Origin of the sequence: Priestia sp. SIMBA_032, assembly GCF_046535215.1 — a bacterium.
GTDB lineage: Bacteria > Bacillota > Bacilli > Bacillales > Bacillaceae_H > Priestia > Priestia aryabhattai.
In genome coordinates this window covers 44,443-61,615 of record NZ_JAWRXD010000018.1, presented here as the reverse complement: position 1 = coordinate 61,615, position 17,173 = coordinate 44,443, and the positions used below count along the sequence as shown (strand labels likewise).

Annotated in this window: 17 protein-coding genes; 6 read left to right on the top strand and 11 right to left on the bottom strand. The window is 34.7% G+C overall.

Translation table 11 applies throughout. The annotated features are described in order from the left end of the window. Nucleotides 1–92: 92 nt before the first annotated feature. Nucleotides 93–584 (top strand): hypothetical protein, encoded by a 492-nt coding sequence (locus SB717_RS27705; RefSeq protein WP_410905792.1) that lies wholly within the window; start codon nucleotides 93–95, stop codon nucleotides 582–584. A gap of 803 nt (nucleotides 585–1,387) precedes the next feature. On the opposite strand, the gene SB717_RS27700 is transcribed toward SB717_RS27705, so the two are convergent. The 4 genes from SB717_RS27700 to SB717_RS27685 form a co-directional block, all read right to left on the bottom strand. Beyond that, nucleotides 1,388–1,864: a hypothetical protein gene (locus tag SB717_RS27700; protein ID WP_410905790.1), complete on the bottom strand. Its 477-nt coding sequence runs from the start codon at nucleotides 1,862–1,864 to the stop codon at nucleotides 1,388–1,390. Nucleotides 1,865–2,116: 252 nt separating this feature from the next. Beyond that, on the bottom strand, nucleotides 2,117–2,773 hold the full coding sequence (locus SB717_RS27695; RefSeq protein ID WP_171776407.1) for a DNA-binding response regulator: 657 nt from the start codon (nucleotides 2,771–2,773) through the stop codon (nucleotides 2,117–2,119). Nucleotides 2,774–2,776: 3 nt separating this feature from the next. Next, nucleotides 2,777–4,069: a sensor histidine kinase gene (locus tag SB717_RS27690; protein ID WP_410905788.1), complete on the bottom strand. Its 1,293-nt coding sequence runs from the start codon at nucleotides 4,067–4,069 to the stop codon at nucleotides 2,777–2,779. An 80-nt stretch (nucleotides 4,070–4,149) separates the two neighbouring features. Beyond that, nucleotides 4,150–4,782: an HAD hydrolase-like protein gene (locus SB717_RS27685; RefSeq protein WP_410905787.1), complete on the bottom strand. Its 633-nt coding sequence runs from the start codon at nucleotides 4,780–4,782 to the stop codon at nucleotides 4,150–4,152. A gap of 927 nt (nucleotides 4,783–5,709) precedes the next feature. Here SB717_RS27685 and SB717_RS27680 point away from each other — a divergent pair. The 5 genes from SB717_RS27680 (at nucleotide 5,710) to SB717_RS27660 (ending at nucleotide 10,428) form a co-directional block, all read left to right on the top strand. Further along, the gene (locus tag SB717_RS27680) at nucleotides 5,710–6,993 is read left to right on the top strand and encodes a replication protein (protein ID WP_410905785.1); all 1,284 of its coding nucleotides are present in this window, start codon (nucleotides 5,710–5,712) and stop codon (nucleotides 6,991–6,993) included. 107 nt (nucleotides 6,994–7,100) lie between these two features. Beyond that, on the top strand, nucleotides 7,101–7,856 hold the full coding sequence (locus SB717_RS27675; RefSeq protein WP_410905783.1) for a ParB N-terminal domain-containing protein: 756 nt from the start codon (nucleotides 7,101–7,103) through the stop codon (nucleotides 7,854–7,856). Further along, nucleotides 7,840–8,805: a hypothetical protein gene (locus SB717_RS27670; RefSeq protein ID WP_410905781.1), complete on the top strand. Its 966-nt coding sequence runs from the start codon at nucleotides 7,840–7,842 to the stop codon at nucleotides 8,803–8,805. The genes SB717_RS27675 and SB717_RS27670 overlap by 17 nt, the downstream gene beginning before the upstream one ends. Nucleotides 8,806–9,109: 304 nt before the next feature. Further along, a complete protein-coding gene (locus SB717_RS27665; RefSeq protein ID WP_410905779.1) occupies nucleotides 9,110–9,679 on the top strand; it encodes a MerR family transcriptional regulator in 570 nt (189 codons plus the stop codon). Nucleotides 9,680–10,200: 521 nt separating this feature from the next. Next, complete coding sequence (locus SB717_RS27660; RefSeq protein ID WP_029325668.1) at nucleotides 10,201–10,428, top strand: helix-turn-helix domain-containing protein; 228 nt, start codon at nucleotides 10,201–10,203, stop codon at nucleotides 10,426–10,428. A 295-nt stretch (nucleotides 10,429–10,723) separates the two neighbouring features. Here the strand turns inward: SB717_RS27660 and ltrA are convergent, their stop codons facing one another. The 7 genes from ltrA to SB717_RS27625 all read right to left on the bottom strand — a co-directional run bounded on the left by ltrA (nucleotide 10,724) and on the right by SB717_RS27625 (nucleotide 17,156). Then, complete coding sequence (ltrA, locus tag SB717_RS27655; protein WP_410905777.1) at nucleotides 10,724–12,373, bottom strand: group II intron reverse transcriptase/maturase; 1,650 nt, start codon at nucleotides 12,371–12,373, stop codon at nucleotides 10,724–10,726. Between the two features lie 679 nt (nucleotides 12,374–13,052). Continuing rightward, nucleotides 13,053–13,460 carry a hypothetical protein gene (locus tag SB717_RS27650; RefSeq protein ID WP_410905775.1) on the bottom strand — a complete coding sequence of 136 codons (408 nt, stop codon included), beginning with the start codon at nucleotides 13,458–13,460 and terminating at the stop codon, nucleotides 13,053–13,055. A 309-nt stretch (nucleotides 13,461–13,769) separates the two neighbouring features. Beyond that, nucleotides 13,770–14,006 carry a hypothetical protein gene (locus SB717_RS27645; RefSeq protein ID WP_410905773.1) on the bottom strand — a complete coding sequence of 79 codons (237 nt, stop codon included), beginning with the start codon at nucleotides 14,004–14,006 and terminating at the stop codon, nucleotides 13,770–13,772. A 92-nt stretch (nucleotides 14,007–14,098) separates the two neighbouring features. Beyond that, on the bottom strand, nucleotides 14,099–14,794 hold the full coding sequence (locus SB717_RS27640) for a hypothetical protein (RefSeq protein WP_410905771.1): 696 nt from the start codon (nucleotides 14,792–14,794) through the stop codon (nucleotides 14,099–14,101). After that, nucleotides 14,791–15,924: an FtsK/SpoIIIE domain-containing protein gene (locus tag SB717_RS27635; protein WP_410905769.1), complete on the bottom strand. Its 1,134-nt coding sequence runs from the start codon at nucleotides 15,922–15,924 to the stop codon at nucleotides 14,791–14,793. Before SB717_RS27635 ends, SB717_RS27640 begins: the two co-directional genes overlap by 4 nt. 12 nt (nucleotides 15,925–15,936) lie before the next feature. After that, a complete protein-coding gene (locus tag SB717_RS27630) occupies nucleotides 15,937–16,236 on the bottom strand; it encodes a hypothetical protein (protein ID WP_410905767.1) in 300 nt (99 codons plus the stop codon). Between the two features lie 461 nt (nucleotides 16,237–16,697). Next, nucleotides 16,698–17,156: an SMI1/KNR4 family protein gene (locus tag SB717_RS27625; protein ID WP_410905765.1), complete on the bottom strand. Its 459-nt coding sequence runs from the start codon at nucleotides 17,154–17,156 to the stop codon at nucleotides 16,698–16,700. Nucleotides 17,157–17,173: the final 17 nt, after the last annotated feature.

The window sequence follows — 17,173 nt, the reverse complement described above, 5'->3', positions numbered from 1 at the left end:
GATCGAACGATAGATACAATGCAAAGATGCTCAGATGCGATGGCAAATATGGATCGCACATTCAATAAACTCTTTGGGGAGGATGAAGAAGAATGACAGCAAGCAAACACCGAAGAATGATTTCTTTAAGTGAAGAGGCTGATGAATATCTTCATAAACATATGAAAGAAAGAGGCTATCGTTTTCCAGGGGATGCCATTGCAGATATCATTCGAAAGTATGAACGATTAAAAAATAATGAGCCTGATGAAACATTTTTAGATACTGCTACAATTGACACAATAGGTCAGGCTTATCTAAAAAGAGCGAGTGGATTTTACCAGTACTTAGACGATGAGTTAAGTGAGATAAAAGAAACGACAAAGAACACACAAATAGACACTCGAGTACTAATGGAACTCGTTAATAATTTATACGACCATTTAAATATTCAAAAGTTTAAGTCCACACAGTTTGGTGAAACAGAAGCTACTAAGAAGGCCAAAAGAGTTGCGTTAAACAAGATTCAAGAAGAAAAAATGCAGTTCAGGGAAAAAAGAAAACGGGAAGCAGCAGAAGAAATGGACCATTTATTTGAAGATTAATCGAAGAGTTTATAAAAGCAGGCTAAGCCCTGCTTTTATAAACTCTTCTTTTTTAGAATGAAGTCGAATAAAAAAGGTTTGTACTGAAAGGTTTTTGGCAAAAGGCTACTTGAAAAAGAACCTTCTTGATTAAAATAACTTTAATATATAACTTATTAGTTTTAAATCAGGTAATTGGATGTAAGAGCGTTTAAAGGTCATTGAATCCCTTCAACAGATTATGGTATAGAAACTATTCATACCCCCTTTAACAGTCTTATACAAAACATATGAAGTTCGTGAATCTACCTTAACTTACATTTCCTAATTTCATTTTAAATAAAGCAATAGAAATTCAATCAACTATGTATCCTCTTTTTCTACAGTTCATTTGTTCTAAAAGAATGTTCTTTCCTATGTTAAAACTTTTCACTTATTTTTGTTTAGACCTTGTTTAATTGGAATAAACAGTAATAGAGAATAATCCACTGTCTTCTTCCTTAGTTAGATATCATGAAGATTGACTAGTCAGATTCTAGACGTTGAACATCTCCTTCTCTCTATAGATTAATTTGTTCATGAATAAGAAGATAATGGATACCATCATATAATAATACGTTGCATACTGGTGGGTGTTCATCTGCCAACTAAATGAAAGGAATAAATAAAACAATTTTGAATCAAATACTTCACGGAATGTCGTGTGAATAAGCTGCCTCAATATACTAAATAAAAATTCAACACTAAAAAAATGAAAAAAACAAGCACTTAAAGAAATAAGTACTTGTTTTTCAGCAACCATGTATTTCATTAATTTATGAGGTTTAATGCTGTATCTCTTTCTGTTTTTGTATAGGTAAAGGAATAGCATAAAGAGAACTTTGACAGAAAGAAAAGTGCGTTCGATCTTGTGCATCGTATCGGTCTTGAAGGTATTGAAAAGCTGTTTGCAAGTTCCAATTTACCTCTTTCATGTTCTCTTTGTTCACGATATGAGATTGATCTCGAGTAAATGTTGATAACTTAAGAGGCCACATTGTAGGTTTTATGCATATTCTAAACTGATATTCGTGTTTGAGGAAATTATCACTAATTGTAATAGATTTTGCATTTTTAAAAATAATGACCATATGATTTTTCAGGAGAATTATACTATTCACACTGTTAGCAATCCGTTGAGCATGAAGAGGTGTCGTACAGAATTCTCCTAACTCTATTTTAACAAAAAGGTCCTCGTATCTATATTCCACACCAACAACAAAGGAGTGTCTCTGATTTTCCACTTGCCTTTGATTGTACATGGCAGTCATCCTTCCTTTGAAACTATTTTAATGGCAAGAACTACCCTCTTTTATAGTTTCTTAAGTACCTATCTATTCTTGCTTCTTTTGTTATTCAGTCAACAATTTATATTTATAGTACAGTTTCTTTTATAAACTGGGTAGTGCGTTTTTTTATAGTACTTTTTAAAAAAAACACTAAAATTTATAGTCTTTTTTTGCTTAAAAACTATAAATTTTAGTACTTAAATAAAAAAATGACCATACATATGGTCATTTTTCTAATCCACCCGATTTGGCCTTTTCAATAGCATCTTTTATATTCCTAACTGACAATTTCTTGAAAATGCTTTGAATTTGATTTTTTATAGTATTTTTAGACTTTGATAATTCTTCCTGCATACTCTGTCGAGAGTATCCTTTCTCCAACATATTAAATACAACCCGTTCGCTCTGAGTTAAATTGGTCAATTGTTGCTCATATTTTAAATCGCGATAATCTTCTAACATAGCTTCAATGGCTGTGAAGTTCCCAACATAAGTGGACCTTATAATATTAGCTATGTTATGCATATCTTTTTTTAAAATATAATTTACAGCTCCTGCTGCAAAAGCCTTAATTATGACATCCTTTTCGCTTAAACAAGTTAACATGATAACTTTCCACTTGCTATTATCTATAGATTGCATTTTTTTTAATTCATACGCAGCATGAATTCCATCCAGCTTAGCACCTGTTAAGTTAATATCTACAAGAAAAATATCTACTTTATCAATATCCCTAGCTAACCTTAAGGTATCTTCTTCCGTCGAGCCATAACCTACTAACTCGATATCCTTTTCAGCTTTAATAATAGTCTGAATGCTGTGCAACCATTCTAGATCATCTTCAATTAACACTACTTTTATTGGCTTACTCAAATCACTCATCCTCTATCTCTTAGTTGAGAAAGTCAGTTTGATATCTGTACCTACATTAACTTGACTAGAAATCTCTAGATTCCCATCACTTTTTACCATCACATCATAACAATAATAAAGTCCCCATCCAGTATTTCCGTCTTTTAATTTTTTCGTGGTAAAGAATGGACTCTTAACGTATTCCAAATTTTCTTTTGTTATTCCAATTCCATTATCAGATATGATAACTACAGCTTTTTTTCCTTTTTTATTTATTCTAACGTTTATAATGCCTTCTTTTTCTATTGCTTCAATGGCATTCTTAAACATATTCAAAAATACCTCTTTAGTTGGGGTTTTATCAAAAAAAGCATATACATCTTCGTCTAAGTATTCTTTAGTTATGACTATATGATTTTCAACAAACTCCACTTCTAATTCACTTATAATGCCATCTACTACTTCAGTAAGATTATTACGCCTTTTTACAATTGTAATGTCTTGTGTCTTACTGTTTATCTTTTCAACCATTTTCAGTAAATGATCAGATCCACTATCGACCATGTTAATCCCTTCAGCTGACAAATGATTTAACTCCGATGTATTTTCTTTAATCAATTTCATGCCTGTCACAATTCTAAATATTTGGTTTTTAATAGCGTGATTCATAAGGCTAACACCTGTTAGAATAGCTTTATTTGCTTTAATTTGTGTCTGCTTTTCATATTTAATCTTTATGCCGTTCATTGATCCAACACCATCTTGCTTAAAGGCTCTCCATATAAAATAGCTGAAAGAGATGAGCATAAATACAATTACGTACCTCCAGTATTCGTGATGGTTATCAAATACACGTACAATATAATTTAATATAAGGGCTGACAACATAATTGGATGCATAATGGTAAAAGTTATAAAACGTGTTTTTTTCTTGTATGGATCTGATTCCGTAAAATAGGAATAAAGGTGTATTATGTAACCAGTTATAATATAAGGAACTCCCCAATAAAACAGTCCTTTAAAATCAGGGACGATGTCAGGTACATAAGTGGTTGTAAATATCATGACGATAATAGGAGTAAACAAAATATACTTTAAGTTGTTAATAGTTTTATTAGAGAATCGCTCTGAATAGACTATTGCATGCATAAGAACGCCCCAAGGGCAAAAGTAAATAGAGAAAAAACCTGTAATAATTCTTGCATAATAAAGGAAAGTGTTAAGCCAATTAAAGTTCATATGATGCGTATTCAAAATAGGGATAAATGACTCTATGATAGCCCTAGAAAGGCCTGCAGATGATGCACATGCCAATAGCAGTGTCATCCACCTTAACGGAGGATATTTAGGATCATAACAATAACATATTAAAGCAAATAGTCCACTGATAACAAATAGAGCAACCATTAAGTTACCCCATCTATTACATTCAAAATTTGATTAGGACATTTCACTAAGTAGTCTGGTCTACCTGTTATAAGAAGTTCTTCTAAGTCATATCCCCATGTAACGGATACAATTTTTATGTTACTTTTTTTTGAAGCAATAATATCCCTATGCTCATCACCTATAAGAATAGTCTCATCCCTTCTTAAGTTATGAGATTTAATATAGCTATTAATTGTTAAATTTCTTCCAAAAAACCTTTTAGATCTAATAATTTCGTCGAAATACTCCATATCATTTAATTTCATAAACTTCTCAATATTTTCTTTTGAATTAGCTGAAATTAGTACAAGCTTAAATTCTCGATTTTTTAATTCTCTTAAAACTTCTTTCATTTCACTATTAACTTGTAAATATGGAACTGATTTCTTATATTCTTTAACAACATCCATAACTAAGCTAGGAATTTTAAAGAAAGATACATTATACTCTTTAAAACGTTGGCGAAAAGTTATTGATCTAATGTAATCCATTTTCTCTTGAGGCATTTTTTCATAACTATACTTGTCTGAAAAGCTGTTAAAAAGGTCGTATACTAACTGGGCTGAATTAACTATCGTTCCATCAAAATCGCAAATCACTGTCTTTATCACGTTTCCACATCCATTTTCATTAAACAATCAGAATAAAAGGCGAACATTTATTCATGTTATCTAATCGTAACAAACTATAAACTTCTTTAAAATAGCACATTTTCCTTATTTTGTAATTAAACCCTTTATAAACAAACATTCCTTAGCACTATATAATCTACTTTTTTTAACTATATATGTAAAATATTTCTTTGATTATTTCCCATCACATACAAATAAGGACTATTGACTCTACTTCAAGATTTTAAATAATGTAATTAGCAATTACTAAATATGGAGGGAAAGTTGGGAAATACTCCTGCTAATAATTCTAAAAATATATAGTGTTTTCAAACAAAGTGACTACTTCACAATTCTTAATATCTCCTATTACTGTATCCCCGCCTTTATCTGCACTAAGTTTTGTAGTCTTTATTAAAAAATAGACTATAAAACTTAGTACTTTTACAAAGAAGAGACTATAAAAGTTCACACTACCCAACGAACCTGTTTAGCGCTATGCTAATAATATGTATTACCACCCTCAGTGCAAAAAAATACACCTTGAAAAGGTGATTTCTTCACCAAGCTAGAGGTGACATTTAATAAATATACTCGTTTTGATATATTTTGCTAATTTTTATTGAATTATGAGACTAGTTAACGCTATAATAAAACTAACAAAAACGTGCGGATAGAAAAAAGACTTCAACTGTTTAAGTAGTGCGTCAACACTCTTAAACCGTTCCCCCTAAATACGGTAGGGAAAACACTTGTCGAAGTCTCTTGTTAATAGAGTTAGTTTTGTACAAAATAAAACTTATGGTTTTATTTTATACGAAATTGACATCTATTTCAAGGGCTTAGTTTATCTTAATCAAGGCATTGTTTTCCTTTTATAAGGGAGATAATGTCTTTTTTATGTTCCTTAAAGGAGAAGATGAACAAATGACAAAGATATTGACTTGCTATTTACCCGATGTAAACACCTTCAACGGACGATTCAAATGGTTATGGAAAGAAAAACCGACCCTTCGTAAAAAGAAAGAAGCGTTTTTAGAAACCCTTCGTACTTATTTTAAACAACAACAAGAAGCCCTACATAAAGTATTCCCTAAAAAACGTATGGAAATGTTAGATTACGTGATTTATAACCTTGTTGCTACAGGCATTCAAGCGATTCACTCCAAAACACTTATGGAAAAGTTTGATGTATCCCAAAGTACCGTTTCTCGCTTTGTGAAATCGTTAAAGGCAACACCGTTTATGATCGTGGCCCGTTATATTAAAGAAGATACAACAGGTGCTCATCCTGATAGCTATGTGTTTATCCTTAAAAGCCATACGAACTTTGATCAAATTTGTGAGGAAATCTTTTTTGCACACGATACAACAGGTATTCAAACGCTTCAACAAGAAGAAATGACAACTCCTGTGACAACTCCTGTGACAAGTCCAGAACGTGCTGAAAACGTTGATACACCAAGCTTTGAGGACGAAAAAGCATCGTCCCCCTTTATTAACCTTGATTTACCTAAAAATCATTTAAATAATCATTTAATATCTGCTTCACAGGCATTTGCGTATATCAAAGGTGTGCCTAAAAAAGTAAATAATGTGTATGCAAGCAAGTATGGTCATCAACTAAAAGATTTTTATGCGCGTATTCGAAATGCTGCAAAAGCTGTAAAACGAGATACAGAGATTGAGATTATCAAAGGGCAAGTACATGAAGTTGCTTATACAGCCATTGTTGGCTTAGATAAATATGTCCATGAGGCGAATCATAAGGGTACTCCCCTATCACTGGATGAAATGTGTCGTCTTGTTTATCAAATTGCTTACAATCAATTTACGAATCTACTTAAAGGGAATATAGAAGAGCCATCATCTGAGTCAGACATACATACGGAAACTGAAACAGCTCTATTTACGCCTAAACATATCATCCGTAAGGAAATCGTTCCTGCTTGGTTACAAGCCGAACAGGAGCAAAAAGAGTCTACACAAGAAACAGCTATTTCTTTAGATCAACAGCTTGAAATGATTCAATTAAAGCAAGATTTAGGGCAAGAACTAACGCCAGAAGAAGAAAACTTACTCAAAGAGCACAGCTCTACGTACAGTTCGTTAGAAATGGCGCAGCTGAAGCAGGATCTAGGACAAGCTTTAACACCGGAAGAACAGGCTTTATTACACGAACATGCCCAATTACAGGACACCGTTTCGTAATCAAAAAGTGAAGAAATCCCTTGGAAGCTGATGTTTACTAAGAGTATTATTATTTAGAAACATGTTCTAAATAATTAATATATAAATCTATGTAGGAGGAGTTCACTATGCCACATAAAATGACCCTAACAGGATCTGCGACAGGACCATTACGAGAATACGATCGCTACGTTGCCTTTGATATGCGTGAAAAAGGTTCACCTTCTGCGCCTAAAGGGCTGAAAAAGAGCACCTTTATTTCGTATACGGTGTTTGTTGCGAAGAAAGCCTTTAATAAAACCGGACTAACAAAAAAGAGTATTATGCATGAAAAAATTTTAATTCAAGGGGAACCAACGTTAGATATTCCCATTGATGAGTGCCCTGGGGAAATTGGTATCATCTGCTTTCAGATTACCGTTCTCCCGAATAAAAACGATAAAGAAGCCAATGAGTCAAAAAATAAGAAAGAAGCCCAACAAGAGGTTTCTAAGGCTCAACAAGAGGTTGCAGCTACTAAGCAGGAAGAAAAACAAGAGCCTGTAGCAAAAGAGGCGAAAACTGTACAGCTAGAAGTGAACGAAACACCTGTTCAAGAGAAAAAGACTGCACAACCAACGAAGCAGCAACCTATTCAGCCAAAAGGGACAAAGGATGTCGTGAGTTTTGATGACATTATCGTTCCTGAAGCCTTTTTAAAGACACGTCCAAACCCTGTGAAAACAGAAGAAGTCATTGAATTCGTGAAGCGTACAGGACACCTTGACAAGCCGTTAACGATTGAGAAAGAAACGAAGGTCTTAAAAGATGGCTATCGTCGTTATATTGTGGCCAAAACCATGAAAATAGACGAAGTTCCAGTTATCTATGACTATCAAAAATGAAGAAGTCATCAAAATAAGGAGTGGGTGTAACATTTTTGAGGAAAAGCTGCTATCTGTTGGTGTCTCAAAGGAACATATATCTTTTTTGAAACAGAATAAATTAAAGTCCCTTGGTGAACTCGCTGAATTTTTTGAATTAGGAAAAGTCGAAGAAGTTAAACTCGTACCAGTAAGTAAAATAAAGGGGTTAAATGGTCTTAGAGGTACATCAAACTACTCCTGGTTGGATCATGCCGATGGGAAAGTAGGAAACCTTTGTAAACGGAGATTAGATTCCTTCCAAAAGAAATTAGATAATACATCCTTAGATTCCTTTAGAAAATGGTTTGAGAGCGAAGAATTTTTAAACACACATGATAAGGTTCAATTTAATTATTATGACGAATACGATGAATACTATGTCGGTAATGGAAATCATCGAACATTATGGGCAAAGCTAGTTGATGCAAAGTATATTAATGCTAGAGTTGTTACACATCATTATAACTTTGTAAAACATGAAAATTATAAGAAAAACTATGAAGAGTATCATCAAAAAATAAAAAATTCAGATGAAAATTTCTTAAAACTTTTAAACACTTGCAACTTAGAACTCAAATACGGTGATAATAAAGTAGAACGTGATCAAATTGCATACAAAGATTTTCGCATATCTACTTATAAATCCCCCCACTTAGACAGTAAATACCGTATTAATTATAATAACAAATCAAGTATTAAAGAGTATTTTAGAATGCTTACAGAAGAAAAAGTATTATTAGAAAAAATTATGGATAGGTACTTTTTTTGCTTAAACATACCAAGAAAGTGGAGAGTTAAATTTATAGAGTTTCGTATTTCACAATCTAAGGAGTATCACTCATACCACCTATTGAAAGCTTTGAATAAAAGGAATTGGTCTCCTAAATGTGAGTTTAAAGAATGGAAAAAGATCAAGCAGACATTATAATAAAAAGTATTAAACTTCTAATATATAATAATCTTAAAATCCCTCTGTATGTTATTCTATACAGAGGGATTTTATTGAATTAATTAAACAATTCGCTTTTAAAAAGAGAAGATAATAAGTTTATCTTGAGTTCAACTAGTTTGGTTTTTAACTTAGTAAACTTAAAAATTTATGACCTTTAGTTCAACTTCAATTGAACTAAAGTCATTATTATAACGTATTTATACTATATTATGAACGTTATACGAACAGGATAATGTTATTTAAAGAACGAATAAATAACATAGAAAGGAAGTGGAGACTGTTGAGCGAACAATTAGGCTATTTTGCTAAACAGGTATGCGAAAAATTGAAATTAAACCCAAATACGTTACGTAAATGGGCAATTGAATTAGAAGAAAACGGTTATAAATTCGAACGTAATAATAAAGGCCCGAACGGTCAACGAATCTATTACGAACGTGATATTAACGTTATAGCAGAATTTAAAGTACTAGTGGATCGTACACACAGTGTCGAGAACACTGCAAAGCTAGTAATGAAAAGGGTTGAAGAAGGCTTGAACACTGAAATAACACATAGTGTTCGTGAGGAAAAAGAGCGTTCGAATTCTGTTACAGTTACGTTCACTAGAGAAGAATTAGAACAATATACTCGTGGGATTATCGAAGAAACTTCAGCAAAAGTTGCAGCTGAAGTTTCAGCGCAAACAGCAGAAGCAGTCTATAAAAAAATGGAAAACCTTATAGAACAACGAGATCACAAATTAATAAATCAAATGAACGAAAGTATGGAACAACGTCGCTTGGAAATTGCTGCGGCAAAAGAAGAACCTCCCTCTAGCCTTTGGAGCCGCCTCTTTAATCGAAAATAAGAAATTGATACGCATCTAAAATAAAAATCTTTCATTACTTTAAATGCAGTGCTAAGAACGCTAAAAACCTAGTAATAAGAAAGGTTGAAGAAGGATCGAACACTGAAATAACATATAGCGTTCGTGGAGAGAATGAGCGTTCAAACCCTGTTATAGTGATGTTCACAGGATGGAAATAAAAAATAAGATGCTATATATAAGATTTCAAGCCATGAAGTAAACAAGGGTTCTTCTTCTATTTTAGAAATTAGAATCTTTTCTAATTGAATACGAATATCTACAACAAAGACCGCCCATTATGTATTAGTTTATAAGGCGGTCTTAACTATATTCATGCTATATGATTATGACAAAAATCTCGACAGTATTCTTATTTATGATAGATTCATTTAAATACCGTAGCTGTATTTGCTTAATTAAGTATATGCACTATAGCTTGTATTTCATGAGCAAATTTGAGCAAATCTATGTATATATTTTTTCATACTGGAAATGATGTTAACATCAAGGAGGTTTTCATAATGTTCTGGTGGAAAAATCCCAAACGCTCAAAATTCGGAAAATGGTTAGATAAAAACGGTATACAGCAAACTGATTTTGCAATGAAAAGTAGTGTTTCTAGAAGAACAATATGGACAATTTGTAACGACAAAAACTACATACCTAGTGCAGCTATTTTAAGAAAAGTGATGGACACTGTAAAGAGCATAGATAGTAGTAAACAATCAAAAGATTTTTTTGACATATAACAAGGCACAACTATTGTGCCTTTACTTATTACATCTACTTTTAAAAGTAATGACCCTCTATATCAACAAATAGAAGGTCATTGATCCGTGCCTGCCTGTCACTAGTCAACCCTCGGAAGGTGACATCTCTATTCTTATCCAAAATAAACAGAATCTAAACTGGCTATATAAACATATATTTTCACTTCTAGTTACGTCGGGTAGGCAGGCACTCTCACGAGCGCCCGCCCCCCTAAGAACCGCACGTGACAGATTTCCCGTCATACGGCTCAAGCCTTCTTTTTATCCAAACAACTTATTTAATACAGGGTACATGTACTAATTTAGCAAAATTACCTGTAGAAACCTCTAGGTTTCGCACTGTAACTTTCTCTCCATTTTGTAGAGTCTGCTTGCACAACGCACAACGATATCCTTGTTTTCTTGCGAGTTTCATCCTATCTAAAGTATTTTCGCTATTAAAGACCTTACGGTCTCTTTTTTCCCAATACTCTCTTAGACTTGGATCATCTGGGCTGTTTTTATAGGCTACCATGACATGCCGTTCTATCTTAATCCAGGACATCTTTAACAATTGAATGTTAGTAACTGGACATGTGAGAATCCATTTATTATTTCCACCGTGGTGGGGCTTCTTAAAATAACGCTGGCTAATCCATTTTCTCGACTTCTTTGGATGCAATTGTTTCAAATGCTTTCTCACTTTTAGGAAAATATAATTGTCCATGTAGCTGTAAGTCTTTTTGGATACGACATGTTTCCAATACTGTCCGTAGCCACGAATAATCGGGTTTAAAACACGTATTATTTCTTTTACTGGTCGTCCTCTCATCATAGAGAACGTATCCTTTATCTTGTTTTTAGCCTTTTTAATGCTGTCTCTGCTAGGTTTGATAAATAACTTCTTTCCTTGTCCCGTATTATATTGACGCAGCGAGAAGCCAAGAAAATCAAACCCGTCCTCAATATGTGTAACCCTAGTTTTATCCATACTAAGTGTAATTCCTCGTTTTTGTAAGTAAGGAGCGAGGTTCCGATACATGCTTTCCGCATTTTCCTTCGTTTCCGTTACGATGACGAAGTCATCTGCGTAGAGAACACGTCCTATTTTACATTTTGGATCAATTTTATATCCTCCGTTTGGTTTGTATGTCTTTTTATAAACAATACCAATCTCTTCTTCCATACCGCATAAAGCGATATTAGCTAGAAGGGGAGACAAGATCCCCCCTTGAGGGGTTCCTTCTGTTGTCGTACGAAGCATATCCTGCTCTATGTATCCCATTTTAAGCCACCTTTTAATGAGAGTGTTTCCCGGAAACATAGGTGTCTGTTCCACTATCCACTTATGATTAAGATGGTCGAAACATCCTAAGAAATCTCCTTCGAACACCCACTTTTTTTTACTATTGGTGTTAAGCTTCTTAAACAGATTACTTATTGCATCATGCGTGCTTCGTTTAGGACGAAAACCGTAGGAAGTAGGTTCGAATTTGGCCTCCCATTGCGGTTCGAGTGCGTTCTTTACTACGCTTTGATAAACTCGATCTCGCATTGTGGGGATGCCCAAAGGCCTTAGCTTTCCGTTTTTCTTCGGAATAAACGTTCGTTTTGCTGGCTTTGGACGATGTCGAAAGACATTGCATTTAACTAATTGTTGATAAAGCTTGATACGTTCGCTTGGTTTTGAGGCCGTATAGCCATCTACACCAGGTGTTCGTCTCCCGTTATTTTGTTGTGTTACTCTGCGAATAGAGAGTAGTAGATTTGCTTTACTCCGGAGGAGTAAACGTTGAAGTTCCCTTACTTTTCTTTGTTTATTTTGTTGTTCGGCACGATAAATTCTTTGTCGTAACTTCGTTACATATCTTTGTATAGTATTCCAGTCAATAGAGGACCAACCTTTATGCGAGACGTGCGCCGACGCTCGTAGCGAGGTATTCATAACAGCACGCTCCTTTTCGTTAGAAGATAGCCACAAATTTATTTTCGTGTTGAAGACCAATGAGAAGTGGGCGCTCTTCCGAGCCTGTTATTGTCTATAGGGACAACAGTATCCGTCCAGTTATACAGTGTTACTGCTTTCCTGTCCCTTTTCAGGGTAACGGCTTTCGCTTTTTCTCATATCCCATACCCTCTGCCACATCGTTTGACTTTACAGTCATTCTACTGCTTGTGCAGATGACATAGGGTTTACCAAGTTCCACTTTCTTCAGATTCGATGGGGGTAGGTAGGTTCTTTACTCCGGGCAAGATGCGGGACGCATCAGAGTAGCTTTATGATTCTACTGTTCCTCTTACCAAGACCCAAGCGAGACTTATGCATTATCTTGAGCTAACACTGACGAAGCTTACAAACCTTCACTTGCGTTTACCATACCTATCTTCTCCTAGCAGTATTCTGGACCATGCATTTGTCCTCTGTTTCCACATTTCCTCATGCAACCGACAGACTCGTTACCAAGAAGGCCGTTTCGGATGGAGATCATCTCTGCGTCTAGATGAGTAGCGTTAGCTACACTGTAAGAAAGCGACTTCTTGTCGCACCATAAAACGTATTCTAGGTAGTAAGGTAAAAACAAAATTGGGCTTTTTCCTTGAGGTTGCTGTTTTTAGAAATAATCTTATAAGAACTTTACTTTATGAAGTAAATGTTCTTTTCCACTCCACTCAATAACAAGTTCTTCATAACCCAAGAGGGCAGTATCTGGTTTGTTAATTTGATCTTCAAGCCATTGTTTAATAGTTAATAGTATTTGGTTATTAAAATCGTCAGAAGCACTGTTTGAGTAATCTGCAATTAAAAGAGGATAAAGCGAAAAATCAACAGTTCTATCCCTGGAATAAGATATTGAAGCCACTACATTACCAACGATATTTGGCTTATTAGGACACCTACTATCAAATTCAAATTTTCTTACCAAACCAAATAAAACATCCATTTCTATGTTGGAAAAGACTGATTTAAGTTGTCTTTTAGTAGTCGAGTATCTCTCATTCTTGTTTAAATTACGGAAATATTTAAATTTCATTTATAATCACCCCTTGCTATCTAGAATTATAGCTTAGTTCAGAATGAATATCATATGCAAATCCAGTTTACATAAACACTCTTCAAGGAAGCAAGAAAGCAAAAGAACCCTTACAGGAAAAGGGTTCTCTCGTGGGTACCTTTAATCGGATATACAGTCTTTTATACATATGTCGATTCCTCTAAAAATAGCCATTGTGGCAAAAATATGCTATTGTCTACTTGCGGTTATATTTTGGTACTTTATAATTAGCAGTCCTAATAAAAAGCTATTTCATCATTCTACGAGATAGCTTTTTACTTTTATCTTTTACAGCATGTTTTCGGGTAAGAAATCCAAAGAAAAAATTAGAATAATAAGAGCCAAAAGAAAAGAAATAAGATTAATCCACCATTTATTTTTTGATTTAATACCCCAAATGCCAACTAGTATTACAAATAAATATTTTGCAACGGTCTCATTTACATTCATTACTTCAGGGAGAAAAACACTTGCTAAATAAAGACAAACAGCTATTATTAAAGAATTTCTAATTACGATTAACAAAATAAGTATCCTCCGTAAAACCTATCTTTTGTAATATTTTACCGTATCTTTAATAATAACTGAATTAGAAATTTTACATACCCTAGAATAGCTTATGTTAAGTTAATTCTAATCCCACCAGAAGAATGAGCTGTTTTTGTTCTTGCTTCTTTTTGAGAGTTTGCTGAACTCTTGTATTTCTCCATAAGTTCATGAATACTGGATACTTGTATAATGCGGATGTGGTCAGAATTAACAGCATACCGAACAGGTGTAATCAAAATGACAGAAGGGAAGATAGGTGACCGTTCTTCTGGTTGCCAATGTAATGCTTTCCACTCATCTGAAAAGAAAAACTCCTCATAGAGATTGATCTTCGCTTGCATTTTCTGTTCTGAATACTGATTGCGTTGTATTTCAGTCCAAAAAGGAGATCCTTTAAAAATACAAAACAGATCCGGTTCAATCCCTCCTTTTTGTCCGGTGGGCTTATCTTCGACAATGACCTGTTTAGGTTTGCTATACGTACACATCTGCTTATAAATATCTAAAATAGAAAGGAAATGTAGTATTTTTTGAGAGTTCTTTTTGATCTTCGCATCTACAGGTAAGTAGACCGTCGGAGAATACTGCTGTGTACGTTCAATTAGTTCTAATCTATATAAACGTACCATCACACTATTGCATGCATTTATAGGCGATTTAAGCTGTTTAAAGAATAGGTCAACTAAAGAGTCTCGATCCACGGCTCTAAATTGATTAATAAACGCTATGATGTCTTTATCACGCTGAGATAACCGGAAACTCATCGCTGCTCCTCCTTCTCTAATAACCCAAAGATGGACTGCGATACCACTTCTAGTTCTGGTTCAGGATCTTTCACGAGCGTTTTATAAGGCAAAAGTATTTCCTTACAAGCTTCTTCATCTAAGAAATAGGCTTGAAACTCTTTGACCTCATCAATTTTAATTTTCATGCGCCCCCTGGCTGCGGCATCGATTTCTTCTGCCCCAAGTACACCTGCCACCTTTGCATTCGTAGCATCGGCTTGCCTTCCAGAGATCCGAACTCTTAAGTTTGCTTTTAATGCGGAGTTTAATAAATCCGCATCCGGGCGCTGCATCGCAATAATCGTATGAACACCTAACGCACGACCTTGACTCGCAAACTGTTGAATCATCTCTACAAGATCTGTTTCTCTCTTCACGATGGACATTTCATCAATTACCACAACGATACGAGGCAGCTTAAAAGGTAGCCTGCTGATATGAGTAACCCCATGCTCTAACAATAAATCGCCTCGTCGATACATTTCAGCTCGTAATAAGGCAAAAGGTTTTCTCATGTCCTTTGCCTCAAAGCAAAGCGCATCCACATGCTCAATCCCATGAAACAGCCCCAAATCTGCTCGTTTAAGATCCACCAACACTAAGCGCAAGTCTTCAGGAGAGGCATATTTCACCCATGTTGTGAGGATCACACGCATGAGACTGCTTTTTCCTGCTCCAATTTCACCAGATATAAGCAAGGTTTCCAGATCCGCAAAGTCCCACGAAATGAAGTTTCCATAGATTTCTTGACCAATACAGACAGGCAGCTCCATCTTCTCAATGTGAGGATGGATTGTTTCATAATCATATTTAAGCATGGTAGGTAAGTCTTTGTGATGAACGGTAATACTAAAGTTTTTTAAGCCGCCATTCACTTCAATATTGCTGCCTAATACTTGTCGTAAGGCCCATCTTTTTTTATTTAAAAGTTCAGGATCAATGCCATTCAGTAATGAAAAAGCATACCGAGTGTAGGTGTGCTCATGATCGATCCGATGGATCTTCGGAAATTGATAGGAGGTACGATCCCCACGCTTTATAACCCGATAAATCTCTGCTGTACGAAACGCTTTAATAAGCTTTCCACGCAATTTTAGTTTCTCAAACATCTAGAACCCTCCCTAAAACATAAATGTCGCAAAGAAGTAAAATAGAGCCCCATAAAAGGTGACAGGCAAGATAAAGCGCATTACTTTTGAGAACTGATCAACGAGATCAATGACACCCCATCGCTCTAATATTCTTTCGATTATAGCAATTCCTAAGACAATGCCTCCTAGAGTCAAAATAGTGGGGTCAAGCATAGCAAATGGACTAAAAGGAACAAACGAATAAGCTTTAAAAGGACGAGGTTTTATTGAAGAGATTAAAGAAGGTTTATGAATGAAGTTTCGAAAATCAAACCATTGTGTTTTTCTCATGTTGGTACCTACTTTCATTCTTTTTATTTTTTCGCTTTTCATGTCTCAGTTATTTCATTTCAACACATCCGGTCGCCCCCTTCGCCTCTTCGGCTCAGCTCCCTTACAGAATCCATGAAGGGCTTCAATAGGCGTATACAGCTTGTGTTAACGCGGTAGCGATACTGAACGAGCTACTAATTAGATAATGAAGTTAAGATTCTTTAGATACTATGTAGCTACTGCAGTAAGCTTGCCTGTCCAATCAAAAAATAACAAAGACCCCTTACCGAAGTAGGTAAGGGGTAGCTGATTATGTAAGAAGTAATGGGTTTTTATATGTTAGGGATTGGCCTAGTCGCTTATATTTTTCATGAAATGGACGAGAGATCTAAAGATGTCCCAAGGACTAAAGTTGAACGTAATAATAAAAAAAAGAACTGACAATTGAATGTCAGTTCCTTTGTATTGTATAAAAGTAGTCATTCTTCATCTTCATAAATAAATAAGCCGTTTACGAAGGTTTCGAAATCAGGAGCTAATTCAAAAATAAATGTGTCTGCTCCCCATTCTAGATCCATATAAATTATAGGAGGATTATCTTTTGTATTCCGATAATCCAATGCAACCCACCAATGTCCTTCTCCACATAGTAGAACAATATCTTTAGGTAAGTCCCATTCTTCTATATAGTAATCACTGGATAAAATGCCTTCTTTCCCTATTCCATAAATTTCGGGAACATTTACATGATCGTTTGCCCAATTTGTTGGAACAGAGGTAGGGTAGTCACAATATTTTAAAGAGCCTCCATTCTGCATTTTACATAACTCAATATAGGATTTTGGTAACTTCACACCCAACTTCTTTTCTGCATCGTTGACCATTTCTTCTGTTAATTTTTTTGATTGACTGTATCCATCATCCCAAATATCTCTCATTTCCCCAACCCTTTCGA

Excerpts from the sequence above, each read along its gene's own strand:
- SB717_RS27700 (WP_410905790.1), bottom strand. The coding sequence starts at position 1,864 with ATGTACAATCAAAGGCAAGTGGAAAATCAGAGACACTCCTTTGTTGTT.
- SB717_RS27660 (WP_029325668.1), top strand. The coding sequence starts at position 10,201 with ATGTTCTGGTGGAAAAATCCCAAACGCTCAAAATTCGGAAAATGGTTA.
- SB717_RS27690 (WP_410905788.1), bottom strand. The coding sequence starts at position 4,069 with ATGACACTGCTATTGGCATGTGCATCATCTGCAGGCCTTTCTAGGGCT.
- SB717_RS27650 (WP_410905775.1), bottom strand. The coding sequence starts at position 13,460 with ATGAAATTTAAATATTTCCGTAATTTAAACAAGAATGAGAGATACTCG.
- SB717_RS27695 (WP_171776407.1), bottom strand. The coding sequence starts at position 2,773 with ATGAGTGATTTGAGTAAGCCAATAAAAGTAGTGTTAATTGAAGATGAT.
- SB717_RS27640 (WP_410905771.1), bottom strand. The coding sequence starts at position 14,794 with ATGAGTTTCCGGTTATCTCAGCGTGATAAAGACATCATAGCGTTTATT.
- SB717_RS27635 (WP_410905769.1), bottom strand. The coding sequence starts at position 15,924 with ATGTTTGAGAAACTAAAATTGCGTGGAAAGCTTATTAAAGCGTTTCGT.
- SB717_RS27680 (WP_410905785.1), top strand. The coding sequence starts at position 5,710 with ATGACAAAGATATTGACTTGCTATTTACCCGATGTAAACACCTTCAAC.
- SB717_RS27705 (WP_410905792.1), top strand. The coding sequence starts at position 93 with ATGACAGCAAGCAAACACCGAAGAATGATTTCTTTAAGTGAAGAGGCT.
- SB717_RS27670 (WP_410905781.1), top strand. The coding sequence starts at position 7,840 with ATGACTATCAAAAATGAAGAAGTCATCAAAATAAGGAGTGGGTGTAAC.
- SB717_RS27675 (WP_410905783.1), top strand. The coding sequence starts at position 7,101 with ATGCCACATAAAATGACCCTAACAGGATCTGCGACAGGACCATTACGA.
- SB717_RS27625 (WP_410905765.1), bottom strand. The coding sequence starts at position 17,156 with ATGAGAGATATTTGGGATGATGGATACAGTCAATCAAAAAAATTAACA.
- SB717_RS27630 (WP_410905767.1), bottom strand. The coding sequence starts at position 16,236 with ATGAGAAAAACACAATGGTTTGATTTTCGAAACTTCATTCATAAACCT.
- ltrA (WP_410905777.1), bottom strand. The coding sequence starts at position 12,373 with ATGAATACCTCGCTACGAGCGTCGGCGCACGTCTCGCATAAAGGTTGG.